The following is a 12,196-nucleotide window of genomic DNA, read 5'->3' as shown; positions in this document are numbered from 1 at the left end:
TGCTTTTTCTTGCCAAAAACAAAAAAACAATGGACACTTCTGCCCATTTTCTAAAGGTTGATTTTTTTTATCAATGATAATGTCGAATGGACCACCCCTGCATTGGTGACACCATTTACAAACGAATGTATGTTTACTCCAAAATTCCAGAAGGAGAGGAGCACCGAAATCCCCAGGAACACCCAAAACACGTATTCCCTTTTTAGAAAAGGTGCGCGCCTCAATCCAAAGTCAATGACCAGCAATGCCGGAATTAAAAATAATGAGTGCTGATTCAAATACTGAAGCAAAAAAGTTAAGATATCCACTCTATCACCGCCTTTGCTCAAAGCTGTAATAGTATATGGAAGTTTACTAGATTTGCTTATTCATTTGCCCGTTTTATTCCAAATCCTTTTTTCCCAGTCTGTTCAGAATTTTATCTTTTTCTATTTCAGCCAGTTCTTCTGAAATGAGAAGTCTTCTGGCCAATATATCAACTGCCTCATGTTCGGCAGCCAATGCTTCTGCCAGCGCCTTTTCTTCCAGTTCTTTCTCAAGCTCTGGATGATCGAGCAAGAGCTTTTCCATTTGATTTTTCGCTTCATTAATTGTTTGTTCATAGCTTTCCTTCATCTTTCTGAATGTTACAGGAGTAATGACAGCATCATCCTGTAAGCGGTAAAGATGTTTCAGAGCCCGGCGTGAGCGATGATAGCTTGTAAACAAAACTTCATTTTTCTGAATAGCTGGAGCCTGCTTACGGATACCCAAAGCCTTGATTAAATAGCTGATTGTTGTGCCCTGAACAAGAAGGGAAAAGAATACAATGGAAAAGGAAAGAACAATGATTTCATCTCTTCCTTTAAAATCCTGGGTTAAACTTAATGCAAGCGCAATAGACAGTGACCCACGCAGGCCTCCCCAATTGACCACATGTTTCCATTTGGAAGGGATATCCTTAACAAAGATTAACATTCCATAAACAACCACGGCTCTCGAAACTAATACAATCAGGATTCCAATTCCTATGATTTCCCATTTGTCATTAAGATTTATATTTGCAATTTCAAGCCCGACAAGCAAGAAAACGATCGAATTGGCCAAAAGTGACGTCACGTCCCAAAATGAGTTGATATTCATCTTTGTAATTGGGCTCATACCAATTTTGGCTCCGTAGTTCCCTAATATGAGTCCACTGGTAACAACAGCAATAACACCTGAAAAACCAAAAAACTCTGAAAGCAAATAGCTTCCATAGAAAAGGAGAACCGAAAACAGGATTTCCAGCGGATAGTCATCGTAAAAGCTGGTGAGCTTGGAAAAGATATAACCCATTACCGCTCCAATCGCAATACCGCCAAGAGCGACTTTTATAAAAATACCAAAGCCGTACAGTCCTCCAGTCGCTCCCATTTTCAGGTAAGCAGGCAGATATGCAGAAGCAATCGTAAATAAAAAGGACAGCCATTCCATCATTAAACAAACTTTCACCCTCTACAATGATAGAAAGTTTTCTGTTAACGCCCATGGATTTAAAGATACTAAGAACTGAAACGGGGTCTGTAGCACTCATCAAGGCACCGAATACAAAAGCCGCCTGCAGACCAAGGCCGAGCCATAAATAAGAACTAAATCCCACGAGCACACATGTAATCAGAGTACCTACCAGGGCCAAAAGGACAATGGCCACTTTATTTTCAAGCAGATGGGAAAAAGGCAACTTCAAAGAAGCTTCTCCCAGTAACGTGGGAAGGAGAAGAGAAATAATGACAAACTGGAAGATATCCCCTTCCTGTGTTAAATTTTTGATAGGTTCCAAATTCTCAATGGGAATAAGACCGATTAAAGCGCCTACGACAACCAGTGCAATAGGGTATGGCCTTTTTAGTTTTTTTGCCAGCGCCGTCACCAACACCGAAATACCCAAAAGAATGACAATAATATGTAACCTTTCTTCCATGACGTTGCCTCTTTTCCTATAAAAGCTTTTATTTCTATCCATTTACTATTTTGCGTCCCTTTAAACGGATTTAACGTGAGAGAAAAGGTATTTTGTAACTTTTTGACTATTTTTAGCAAAGCTCTTTCCTTCAAAGGCGTTTTCCTTCATACTTGTTTTTGTGACAAAATCCCTCATGAAAGTCGTGAATGAAAGATGTTATTACAAATGATTGAAAAAAAGCGGGAAGTTTTGCTATGTCTTGGAAAGACCTATGGCTTGACGGCAGAGGTTACTGTGAAATGCAGCCAGGAACTTGATCATTTGCTTAATCTGCTTTCCCGAACAGAGGAAAAACCAAATTCTTTGATAAGACAATAATGGACCAACCCCAAAAATTTAAAAGCAAAAAAACGGCGGGAGACCACTTCCCGCCGTTTTTTTAATGATAATCTTCTATTAATCCCCTATTAATTTTGAAGGATTTCCTCTATGTGTTCAAGTGATTCGGCAGAGAGTTTGACTCCTGAAGCCTTTACGGTTTCCTCCAGCTGATCCGGTGAACTTGCACCCACAATGGCACTTGATACATTGTCCTGACGAAGAATCCAAGAGAGTGCAAGCTGAGCGACAGTAATTCCATTCTCCTCTGCCACTCCTTTTAATTTCTCCACCTTTTGAAGTTTTTCTTCGGTCAGATGGCCGGATATCATTTTCTTGCTGTTCTCGTCCGCGGCCCGGCTTCCTTTTGGCGCCTCTTCCCCGATTTTATACTTTCCAGTCAGAACGCCCTGCGCAAGCGGCGACCATACCACCTGGCCGATGCCGTGTTTTTCACTCACCGGAATAACTTCTTTTTCAATATAACGCTCAAACATATTGTATTGAGGCTGGCTGACAACAATACGGTCCAGCAATTTTTTATCCGCCAGGTGTACCGCTTCTGAAATCTGTTCTGCAGTCCACTCACTCACCCCGGCATAAAGCACTTTGCCATGGCGGATCAAATCATCGATAGCCCGCAGCGTTTCCTCCAGAGGAGTTTCCTTGTCATAGCGATGGCAATAAAAAATATCCACATAATCCAATCCAAGCCGCTCGAGGCTGGCATTGCACTGCTCAATCACATGCTTTCTCGAAAGACCCCGGTCGTTCGGGCCGTCCCCCATTGGCCAGAATGCCTTTGTAGCCAAAACATATGAATCGCGCTGGTAGCCTTTCAAAACGCTTCCCACGACTTTTTCTGCTTCTCCGCGCATATATACGTTTGCGGTATCAAAGAAATTAATTCCAAGGTCAAATGCTTTATGTATGCTGGCTTCTGCGTTCTCCCGGGCTACATAGCCCGCAGTGGTCAGCCAGCTTCCCAGAGAAATCTCGCTTACTTTTAATCCAGTACTCCCAAGACGACGGTATTCCATAATCATTTTCCACCTTTCTTTTTAGAAAAATAGGTACAGTACAAGTTTACCAGTTTTCTAAATATTATAAAGAATTACAGCTTGAAATATCCAAAATATCCCCTATTGGTAGGACAAACAGCCGATAATTCTCTCAAAACTGGATGAATTTACTACTATCTTGAAATAATTATGTAACGGTTTTGTTACCTTCCTCTAACCTGCCTGTCATACTCTACCTGTACAATGACAATTGTGGCTATCAAGGAAATCATATCCTTTTTAACTAAAACTTTTCGTACTTTAGGAGGTACATATGTTAAAAAAAGTAATTGCAACAGGAGCGATCACTGGAGTAATCATGAGTTCTCCAATAGTAGGGGAAGCCGCGTTAGGGGACCATACATTAAAACAAGGCATGTGGGATAAAGACGTACACCAATTACAGCAATCGCTTAAAGATAAAGGATATTTCCATTATACGGATACAACAGGTTACTATGGAGATATCACAACGGCTTCCGTGAAAGATTTTCAAAAGAAAAACGGACTCAAAGTAGATGGGATTACAGGAAAACAAACAGCAGAAACGCTGCTTCAATCTTCTTTAAATAAATCCAATCTTTTGCAACAGGGCAGCAAAGGCTATGCTGTTTCCGGATTGCAAAGCGAATTAAAGGACCAAGGTTTCTACAACTATACGGTTGATGGAATTTATGGACCTGTTACCGTAAGAGCGGTTAAAGCTTTCCAGACTGCTAAAGGAATCGGTATTGACGGAATCACCGGACCTCAAACCATTAAGGCGCTCTACAGCGATAATGGCGTTCGTGTAAAAACAGAGGTTCAATCTGCTGCTCCGGCACAGAAAACTGCAACTGCTCCTGCTCCAAAAGCTGAAGCACAAGAAACAAAAGCACCTGCACAGAAAAAGCAGGGTAAAACCATTTCTGTGGAATCAACGGCTTACACAGCAAGCTGCAACGGCTGCAGCGGTGTAACGGCGAATGGGACAAACCTTAAATCTAACCCTAATGCAAAAGTCATTGCCGTTGACCCTGATGTTATTCCTTTAAATTCCAAAGTGTATGTTGAAGGATATGGCTATGCAACAGCTGCTGACACTGGCGGAGCGATCAATGGCAACCGAATCGACGTATTCTATCCTTCCAACGATACTGCCAACCAATGGGGAAGAAAAACAGTTAAAGTTACTGTTCTTGATTAATCAGAAAAAACCTTTAATTAAGAGAGGCGGCCGCTTGCCGCCTCTTTTTTTGATGCTCCATCGAACAGTTTAACGTGAGCCGGACCGCTAGGCCGCTTTTTAAGCTTACGTTGTCACATAATCTTTATATGTTTTTTAGCGGTTTTCTTTTATAATAGGTAAGTGTTTGATTAATTTAGAACAGGCTGGTGAATGTATTGTTTCTTTGGATTGCCATTATTATGGGTCTGGTTGAGGGACTGACAGAGTTTCTTCCGGTTTCTTCCACTGGACATTTAATTATCGCAGGGCACTTTTTAGGATTTACAGGAGATAAAGCAAAAACGTTTGAAATTGTGATACAGCTTGGTTCCATTCTGGCTGTTGTAGTCCTTTACTGGAAAAGGCTGTGGAGCCTTCTCGGTGTGGGCAAAATCGAATCTGAGGATGGGCAAAAGGGCCATTTGAATCTGATTCATATCTTTTGCGGTATGCTGCCTGCAGTTGTGATCGGACTTCTTGTTCACGATGCCGTAAAAAAGTATTTGTTCTCAACAAGTACGGTTGTATTCAGCTTGATTGTCGGCGGACTGCTGATGATTTATGCTGAAAAGAAAAAAAAGAAGATTACAGCGGCTACTCTTGACCAGATTACGTATAAGCAGGCCTTTATCATCGGCTTGTTTCAGTGTCTTGCATTGTGGCCGGGCTTCTCACGGTCGGGTGCTACCATTTCCGGTGGTGTTTTGATGGGCTTAAGCCATCGAACGGCGGCTGATTTTACGTTTATTCTTGCGGTGCCGATCATGATCGCGGCCAGCGGACTCGACCTCTATAAAAGCTGGGATTACTTAAGCGCAAGCGACCTCCCGTTTTTTGTTACAGGATTTGTTACGGCCTTTATCGTAGCGGTTGTTGCTATCCTGTTCTTTATTCGTTTGATTGCTAAAGTAAAGCTGACACCATTTGCCTATTACCGTTTCATCCTTGCTGCCGTTTTGGCTGCAATTATCTGGCTGTAATCATAAAGCATCAAAAAAAGATGGCGTTTTCCCGCCATCTTTTTTTGATGTAAATAATAAGGCTCACCATTTCGTATCTTTTTTCAGCAAGCTGTACATCACCAAATCCTGAAATTCCCCATCCACGAACTGATAGTCCCTTAATTGCCCTTCCGCCTGAAAGCCTAATTTTTCTGCCAGTTTAGCAGAACCGAGATTATCAGGATGGATAAGCGCGCCAATACGGTTAAGCTCCATTGTATGAAAGCCATAAGGCAATATGACACCTAATACCTCCGACATGACACCCTTCCGCCATTCACTGCGCCGTATTTCATATCCGACTTCCGCTCGCCGTTTCTTTTTTGCCCAATTGTGAAAACCGCAGGTTCCAATTACTCTTCCACTTGTTTTTTCGGCGATTCCCCAGCGGATGGTTGCCCCAGAACTGAACCCGTTCTGAAAATCCTGGATGAGTGAAGCGGTCTGTTCGATGGATTCAAACGGAATCGCTCCCCAGTACTTTACTACCTCGGAATCAGAATATACTTCATGCAGCTCCTGTGCATCCTTCACTTTGATTTCTCTCAATTGATATCGCGTGGTGGAAAGTTCTGGAAACACAGGCAGTACAGAGACTGTTTCCATACTCGTTAACTCCCCTTTATCGCAAATAGCTGATTTGAGCAATATTCAATAATGTCGCTGCGGCGGACGATGCCGATGAATACATCATTATCATCCACCACTGGAACAAAATTCTGGGTAGCTATCAAACTCAGGAGATCTTCCATTTGAGCGTTAATGTACACCGACTTGATCAACCGCTCTTTTTTTATACCCGATATGGAAAACCGGTGGCTTGTTTCGAAGTTCAGTCCGGGTGTATTTTTGATCGTCCACAAAAGATCCCCCTCAGTGACAGTTTCAGAATATCTTCCTTTATCGTCAAGCACCGGGACTGCCGTGTATCGATGGTGTTCGAGTTTTTCCAGCGCCTGACGGACGGTTGAATTTGTTTTCAAAAAAGCAACCTGTTCTTTCGGCAAAAGAAAAAAAGCAATGTTCACGATACCTTCCTCCTAGCTATCTAAATCTGCAAATCTTTTACAACGGGCTCAGCCGCAAGGCTTTCCCACAGATAATAGGTAATATACGTACTCCACGGGTGCCAGTCCTCCGCGAGTCTTCTGACATCTTCTTCTGTTGGCTGGTAATCCAGCCCCCATGCATTACGAACTCCGTTTCTTAAACCAATATCGGCAGCCGGGAGCACATCCGTCCTCCCCATGGCAAATATGAGAAGGCACTCAATGGTCCAACGTCCAACTCCCCTGATCGGCAACAGCGTTTCCATTACCTCTTCATCGCTCATCCCCCAGAGGGCATCAACATCTAGTTTCCCGTCTGCAATCATCCTGGCAAAATCAATAATATATTCTGCTTTTCTTTGGCTGAACTGAAGTTCTCTCAGCTCCTGATAATCAAGAGCTGCCATCTTCTCCACCGCCGGAAAAATAGAGAAAGGTTCACCGCTCACTTCCAGATGCTCACCGGCAAGATCAATGAGACGATCGATCAGAACACCGGCAAACGTGAGATTCACCTGTTGTCCAACGATGATTTTCACCATCGATTCGAACAGGTCCGGATCCGTCACCAGACGCAAGCCGTAAAATGACGTGATAAGAGGCGCAATCTGCCTGTGTCCTGAAAATTGGGTATAAAATTGCTTAAGATCAATGTCCGTTGAAAACATGCGTGTGACGATAACATCCAGTTTGGCCTTTTCCTCCTGGTTCAGATCATCCGGCTGATCAATCAGAAGTTCTGCCTCATCCACGCTGCCGCTGGCCTTTACATTAAGTAATACCGGCCGGTTTCCAACATGAACCATCCGTTTGTACGACTGGCTCTCCAAATCAGCATTCACAATGTTATTTTTCCCATGACTCTTCACCCTTCGGAGCATTTTAGAGAAATCAAAGGGTGAAGCAGGTTTAATTACTTTTAACATAATTTCTCCTTTATCCTTCTTTTTTGTAAAGAAAAACACATCGTGTATGCGCTCACATATTTATTATCTCTTCTTGCCCGCAAACTTTCCAGTACCAATTTCAATTCCTTCTACTCATCGTGAAAAATATTCCAACAAAAAAACACCGCTGAATCCTTCAGCAGTGCTCACTTTGCGGCAGACGGGTCAGGCGTCTCCCGAGTTTTCTCTTTTTTCTAGATAGGGATTATCGTCCAGGCTGTCGACTGTGTGTTTATACGCATATCCTCTTGAAATAGCCAAAACAAATACGACAAGAACAAACAAAATAATAATAACGGAAATCAAAATTGTAATAAGAAGAGTTGACACAATGTACAGCTCCTTTATTTGATAATCCTTATTTTAGCATGGGCGGATCCGGAATCCCATGGACTTTCGTTCTACAATGTGCCTTTATACAGATTATAATCGTCAATACTGGAAAAGCACCCCAGCCGGTCCCCGATCAGCAGCCCAAAATCAATATATGCATTGTTCTTTGCCGTTATTATATTTTTGTCTTCAACTACCTGCCGGTTCACGGCACGCCCCGTCAGCCACTCCTTCACTTTTCTGTTTTCCTCCTCCAGATGAGGGGCTGAATAGCTTTTATTTTCCAGTATCCCTGCTTTTCCGGCAATTAACACTCCTGAGCCAATAGCAGCAATACGGACTCCATCTCTGTCGAAGCCCTTTATCAGCCTGATAAGGCGAGGATCTGACTGGCTTGCTGCCTGTCTTCCGCCAGGGAGCAGCAGCAGGTCGTATTCCAAAGGATTTATGTTTTTCAATTTAATGGTCGGATGTACAAGCAATCCGCACTCACTCGTAATTCCCCCGTGGGGCAATGAAAAACTTAAAATTTCGTAATGTCGGCTGAGGGCAGATAACGCCACCACAATTTCTACTTCCCTGAATTGGGGATAGAGATAAACCAGCACTCTCTTTTTCATGTGTCCACATCCATTTCTGTGGTACAAATGGCATACCAGTTTTTGTCGAATCTTGTATTAATCTAATTGTATCAGTACAAAAGAGGGGTGTGTATTGGGAAAATTGATGATTAAGTTATGAAAATAACTCAGTATTTAATCGTCTATTTTCCCAAATTCTCCATTCTTCCCTATAAAAACAAGTAAATAAACAAACTTTTTATCAAAAAAACAGACTTTTTCAAAAAAATTGTTGAAAATCGGTTTCAGTCCAAAAGTATTTGGGTAATTAAAAAGGTCGGCTTTTTGTGAATAGAAGCTGTTACTTATTTACTAGGAGGTACTACATGAAAAGGGTTTCTGTCTTATTTATCTCTGTTTTGATTTTGCTGGGCATGCTTGCCGGCTGCTCGGGGAGTGCGGGGGGGCCGCAAGAAGAAAGCTCCGGCGACAGTTCTGCTCAAAAAGGGAAAGTCACGTTGAATTTTTGGACATTCTGGGGGTCCGAAACAAGACGTCCTGTTATTGAAAAAATCATTAATGATTTTAATAAATCACAGGATGATATTTATGTAAAACACACATTCCTGCCATTTGGTGATATCTGGACAAAAAACCTGGCGGCCATTTCTGCCGGTAATCCTCCCGATGTCATCATTAACGACATTAATTCCGTACAGCACCGCGCAAAAAACAATCAATCTACCAATTTATCTGAATATATAAAAGATGACTCTTTTAAAGGAAATTTTTATCCACGACTGTGGGATACCGTCCTGTATAAAAATGATCCGTACGCCGTGCCATTCAACACTGATACACGACTTCTTTTTTATAACAAAAAGGCGTTTAAAGAAGCCGGCCTTGATCCAAATAAACCTCCGAAGACATGGGACGAGCTTGAAGCTTATGCCAAAAAGCTCGATAAAAAAAGCGGTGACCGGTATGAGAGAATCGGTTTTTATCCGTTATGGGGATCATTCGGGCCTCCAAGCTGGCTCATGAATGCCGACAACGGAAAAGGATTCCTGTCTAAAGACAATGAGGTACAAATCAACACACCTGAAAAATTGGAAGGACTAAAGTGGCTTAAGAGCTGGAATGACCGGATCGGCCAGGAAAATGTAAATGCCTTCAAAGCCGAATTCGGAAGCGAACAATCCAATCCTTTCATTGCCGGAAAAGTCGGTATGTGGGTGGACGTTGCCACCTTCTATACACAGATCAGGGATTTTGGAAAAGATATGGATTTCGGGGTGGCGCCAATGCCTGCGAAAACCGCAGATGCCAAGCATTGGAGCGACGGTGGCGGATTTGTTGCTGAAATTCCGAAGGGAGCCAAACATCCAAAAGAATCCTTTGAATTCATCAAATATTTGACAGGAGAACAAGCACAAACCTATTGGGCGTCCAAAAATTTTGACAATGTAGCAAACAAGAAAGCTTCTGAAGATGCCCTTTCTAAATTAAGCGGCAACGACAAAATGGTTTATAAGGAGGCCGTTGATAATTTACAAGTAACGACAATGAATCCGGTTCCGGCAGATGCTCCTGATTATCAAAACAAAATCAATCCGTTAATTGATGCCGTTCTTTTAGGAAAAGAAAAACCGGAAAATGCGCTGAAAAAAGCACAGTCAAAGGTAGAACAATCACTAAAGAAATAAGGTACTCTTTTACTTTTGAAAAAGAAGCGGCCTGTCGCCACAAAGACAGGCCGTTTATTCAACCAAACGCGGATTCGCAGCCAAACAGCTGGCAAAAAATTAAATGAAGGGCGGGATGTTGTGATGGAAACAGCGTATGAGTCTGCAAAAAAAAGAAAACAGGCTGCCCAAAAGGACATTGCAGAACCTGTAAAAAAGTACAGGATAAAATCCTTAAGAAAACGTGAGGAATTATCAGGATTTTTATTTATTTCCCCATGGCTGATCGGGTTTGTGGCACTAACATTGGGGCCGCTTCTTTTTTCTTTGTATGTCAGTTTTACCAATTACAATATCACATCGAAAATGGATTTTGTGGGAACACAAAATTATCATAATATGTTTTTTAATGATGGATTGTTTTGGACCTCTCTTTGGAACACCTTATATTTCGTAGCCTTTTCCGTACCATTGACAACGGCCGGTGCTATCCTTTTGGCAGTGCTTCTTAATCAAAAAATTCCCGGAATCAAAGTGTTCCGGACTATTTATTATCTCCCTGCCGTTCTATCGGGAGTCGCTGTTTATTTACTATGGATGCAGCTTCTCAGCCCATCAACAGGTTTAGTCAACACTGCACTGAGCTGGTTCGGCATCAAGGGCCCTGCATGGCTGTTTGATCCCGAGTGGACAAAACCTGCATTGATCGTCATGAAGATGTGGAGCGTTGGCGGCGGTATGCTCTTGTATCTTGCCAGCCTCCAAGGTGTTTCAAAAGCCATGTACGAAGCAGCAGATATTGATGGAGCGAGTGCTTTTCGAAAGTTTTTCCATATTACGCTTCCCATGATCACACCCGTGATCTTTTTTGATATTGTAACAAGCCTGATTGGAGGATTCCAAATCTTTCAGGAAGCGTACGTCATGACGGAAAATGGGGATGGAGGTCCTGTGAATTCCCTCCTGTTCTATAATTTGCATATGTGGAACAAAGCATTTGAAGTCTTTGACATGGGATATGCTTCAGCGATGGCATGGTTCCTGTTCGTCATTGTACTGGTTTTAACAGTCATCAACCTGAAATTCGGAAAACACTGGGTTCATTATGGCGGAGGGGATGAAAAATGAGTACGAGGCAGCACACACCAAAGTTCTATGAAACCATGTCATTTAGAAGAAAAATGAAGAAATCTTTTGTTCTCTTTCTTCTGATTCTCGGCAGTATCGTTATCCTGTCACCCGTTTGGTGGATGATCTCTACGTCTTTGAAAACTCCTGGAGAGATTGCCCAATATCCTCCCTCATTTATGCCGGAATCCTTTCAATGGAGCAATTATGTGAAAGCCTGGCAAACGGCCCCCTTCACCCGGTGGGCCCTCAATACCATTTTTATTACAGTATGTGTAGTGATTGGAAACGTCGTAGTGAACTCTTTTGTAGCTTACGGTTTTGCTAAAATCCGGTTCAGAGGAAAGAATCTTCTGTTTACACTTGTTCTATCCACCATGCTGATTCCGGGGTTTGTTATGATGATTCCCCAATATATGCTATTTTCAAAGTTGCACTGGATCAATACGTATTTACCATTGATTGTTCCCGCATTTTTCGGAAATGCATTTTTCATTTTTCTGCTGCGCCAGTTTTTCAAGACCATTCCTGATGAGATGATTGAAGCAGCCAAAATTGACGGCGCAAACCATTTTCAGATCTGGTGGAAGCTTGCGATGCCGCTCATGAAGCCCGCGGTCATTACTGTGGCCATTCTTTCTTTTAATGGCGCATGGAATGATTTCCTTGGACCATTGCTCTACATTAATGATGAGAAGCTATATACACTTCAAATCGGACTGCAGACTTTCAAGGGTACGGTGCAGACCCAATGGCATTATTTGATGTCAGCATCGGTACTTGTCCTGCTACCTGTGATTCTCATCTTCTTCTTTTTTCAACGGTACTTTATTGAAGGCTCCAACATCACCTCGGGAACCAAAGGATAAAAAAAAACGGGTATACCGCCATCTGGTATACCCGTTTTTTATAAGTTGAATGTT

General features: G+C 42.4%; 15 protein-coding genes. 6 read left to right on the top strand and 9 right to left on the bottom strand.

The genetic code is table 11. The features are described 5' to 3' along the window. Positions 1-50: 50 nt before the first annotated feature. The 3 genes from AS030_RS01115 to AS030_RS24495 all read right to left on the bottom strand — a co-directional run bounded on the left by AS030_RS01115 (position 51) and on the right by AS030_RS24495 (position 1,942). Complete coding sequence (locus AS030_RS01115; protein ID WP_061967450.1) at positions 51-308, bottom strand: phage holin family protein; 258 nt, start codon at positions 306-308, stop codon at positions 51-53. 73 nt (positions 309-381) lie between these two features. Continuing rightward, on the bottom strand, positions 382-1,395 hold the full coding sequence (locus AS030_RS24500; protein WP_276203848.1) for a cation:proton antiporter: 1,014 nt from the start codon (positions 1,393-1,395) through the stop codon (positions 382-384). Continuing rightward, on the bottom strand, positions 1,277-1,942 hold the full coding sequence (locus AS030_RS24495) for a cation:proton antiporter domain-containing protein (protein ID WP_276203825.1): 666 nt from the start codon (positions 1,940-1,942) through the stop codon (positions 1,277-1,279). The genes AS030_RS24500 and AS030_RS24495 overlap by 119 nt, the downstream gene beginning before the upstream one ends. 195 nt (positions 1,943-2,137) lie before the next feature. On the opposite strand from AS030_RS24495, the gene AS030_RS22805 reads away from it, so the two are divergent. Continuing rightward, positions 2,138-2,302, top strand: a complete 165-nt coding sequence (locus AS030_RS22805) for an aspartyl-phosphate phosphatase Spo0E family protein (protein ID WP_074440435.1) — start codon at positions 2,138-2,140, stop codon at positions 2,300-2,302. An 89-nt stretch (positions 2,303-2,391) separates the two neighbouring features. Here AS030_RS22805 and AS030_RS01105 read toward each other — a convergent pair whose 3' ends face one another. Continuing rightward, positions 2,392-3,342, bottom strand: a complete 951-nt coding sequence (locus AS030_RS01105; RefSeq protein ID WP_061967448.1) for an aldo/keto reductase family protein — start codon at positions 3,340-3,342, stop codon at positions 2,392-2,394. Between the two features lie 295 nt (positions 3,343-3,637). Between AS030_RS01105 and AS030_RS24490 the strand changes: the two genes are divergently transcribed. Together AS030_RS24490 and bacA are read left to right on the top strand one after the other, a co-directional pair. Then, positions 3,638-4,549: a peptidoglycan-binding protein gene (locus AS030_RS24490; RefSeq protein WP_074440434.1), complete on the top strand. Its 912-nt coding sequence runs from the start codon at positions 3,638-3,640 to the stop codon at positions 4,547-4,549. 197 nt (positions 4,550-4,746) lie between these two features. Then, positions 4,747-5,550: an undecaprenyl-diphosphate phosphatase gene (gene bacA / locus AS030_RS01095; RefSeq protein ID WP_129477449.1), complete on the top strand. Its 804-nt coding sequence runs from the start codon at positions 4,747-4,749 to the stop codon at positions 5,548-5,550. A 63-nt stretch (positions 5,551-5,613) separates the two neighbouring features. On the opposite strand, the gene AS030_RS01090 is transcribed toward bacA, so the two are convergent. From AS030_RS01090 to AS030_RS01070, 5 genes are all read right to left on the bottom strand, one after another. Beyond that, positions 5,614-6,177, bottom strand: coding sequence for a GNAT family N-acetyltransferase (locus tag AS030_RS01090; protein WP_061967447.1), 564 nt, complete (start codon positions 6,175-6,177; stop codon positions 5,614-5,616). A gap of 5 nt (positions 6,178-6,182) precedes the next feature. Then, positions 6,183-6,599 (bottom strand): CBS domain-containing protein, encoded by a 417-nt coding sequence (locus AS030_RS01085; RefSeq protein WP_061967445.1) that lies wholly within the window; start codon positions 6,597-6,599, stop codon positions 6,183-6,185. 20 nt (positions 6,600-6,619) lie between these two features. Continuing rightward, on the bottom strand, positions 6,620-7,546 hold the full coding sequence (locus AS030_RS01080; protein ID WP_061967443.1) for a DNA-3-methyladenine glycosylase family protein: 927 nt from the start codon (positions 7,544-7,546) through the stop codon (positions 6,620-6,622). 186 nt (positions 7,547-7,732) lie between these two features. Beyond that, positions 7,733-7,897 (bottom strand): YtzI protein, encoded by a 165-nt coding sequence (ytzI, locus tag AS030_RS01075; protein WP_061967440.1) that lies wholly within the window; start codon positions 7,895-7,897, stop codon positions 7,733-7,735. 71 nt (positions 7,898-7,968) lie between these two features. Beyond that, a complete protein-coding gene (locus AS030_RS01070) occupies positions 7,969-8,520 on the bottom strand; it encodes a DJ-1/PfpI family protein (protein ID WP_061967438.1) in 552 nt (183 codons plus the stop codon). Between the two features lie 326 nt (positions 8,521-8,846). Here AS030_RS01070 and AS030_RS01065 point away from each other — a divergent pair, with 326 nt between their 5' ends. The 3 genes from AS030_RS01065 to AS030_RS01055 are packed head-to-tail and all read left to right on the top strand — an operon-like array spanning position 8,847 to position 12,142. Further along, positions 8,847-10,166, top strand: coding sequence for an ABC transporter substrate-binding protein (locus tag AS030_RS01065; protein WP_061967436.1), 1,320 nt, complete (start codon positions 8,847-8,849; stop codon positions 10,164-10,166). Between the two features lie 15 nt (positions 10,167-10,181). Continuing rightward, complete coding sequence (locus tag AS030_RS01060; RefSeq protein ID WP_240482184.1) at positions 10,182-11,273, top strand: carbohydrate ABC transporter permease; 1,092 nt, start codon at positions 10,182-10,184, stop codon at positions 11,271-11,273. After that, positions 11,270-12,142: a carbohydrate ABC transporter permease gene (locus tag AS030_RS01055; protein WP_061967434.1), complete on the top strand. Its 873-nt coding sequence runs from the start codon at positions 11,270-11,272 to the stop codon at positions 12,140-12,142. Before AS030_RS01060 ends, AS030_RS01055 begins: the two co-directional genes overlap by 4 nt. Positions 12,143-12,196 lie beyond the last annotated feature (54 nt).

The sequence above is a fragment of the Fictibacillus enclensis genome (genome assembly GCF_001457035.1).
Taxonomy (GTDB): Bacteria; Bacillota; Bacilli; order Bacillales; family Fictibacillaceae; genus Fictibacillus_C; species Fictibacillus_C enclensis.
Note: the sequence above shows the minus strand (reverse complement) of the source record. Positions and strands in the feature narration are given on the sequence as shown.

Bases quoted from the DNA above. Each gene is read 5' to 3' on its own strand.
- AS030_RS22805 (WP_074440435.1), top strand. From the start codon at position 2,138: ATGTTATTACAAATGATTGAAAAAAAGCGGGAAGTTTTGCTATGTCTT.
- AS030_RS01090 (WP_061967447.1), bottom strand. From the start codon at position 6,177: ATGGAAACAGTCTCTGTACTGCCTGTGTTTCCAGAACTTTCCACCACG.
- AS030_RS01055 (WP_061967434.1), top strand. From the start codon at position 11,270: ATGAGTACGAGGCAGCACACACCAAAGTTCTATGAAACCATGTCATTT.
- AS030_RS24495 (WP_276203825.1), bottom strand. From the start codon at position 1,942: ATGGAAGAAAGGTTACATATTATTGTCATTCTTTTGGGTATTTCGGTG.
- AS030_RS24490 (WP_074440434.1), top strand. From the start codon at position 3,638: ATGTTAAAAAAAGTAATTGCAACAGGAGCGATCACTGGAGTAATCATG.
- AS030_RS01065 (WP_061967436.1), top strand. From the start codon at position 8,847: ATGAAAAGGGTTTCTGTCTTATTTATCTCTGTTTTGATTTTGCTGGGC.
- AS030_RS24500 (WP_276203848.1), bottom strand. From the start codon at position 1,395: ATGGGAGCGACTGGAGGACTGTACGGCTTTGGTATTTTTATAAAAGTC.
- AS030_RS01080 (WP_061967443.1), bottom strand. From the start codon at position 7,546: ATGTTAAAAGTAATTAAACCTGCTTCACCCTTTGATTTCTCTAAAATG.
- AS030_RS01105 (WP_061967448.1), bottom strand. From the start codon at position 3,342: ATGGAATACCGTCGTCTTGGGAGTACTGGATTAAAAGTAAGCGAGATT.
- AS030_RS01070 (WP_061967438.1), bottom strand. From the start codon at position 8,520: ATGAAAAAGAGAGTGCTGGTTTATCTCTATCCCCAATTCAGGGAAGTA.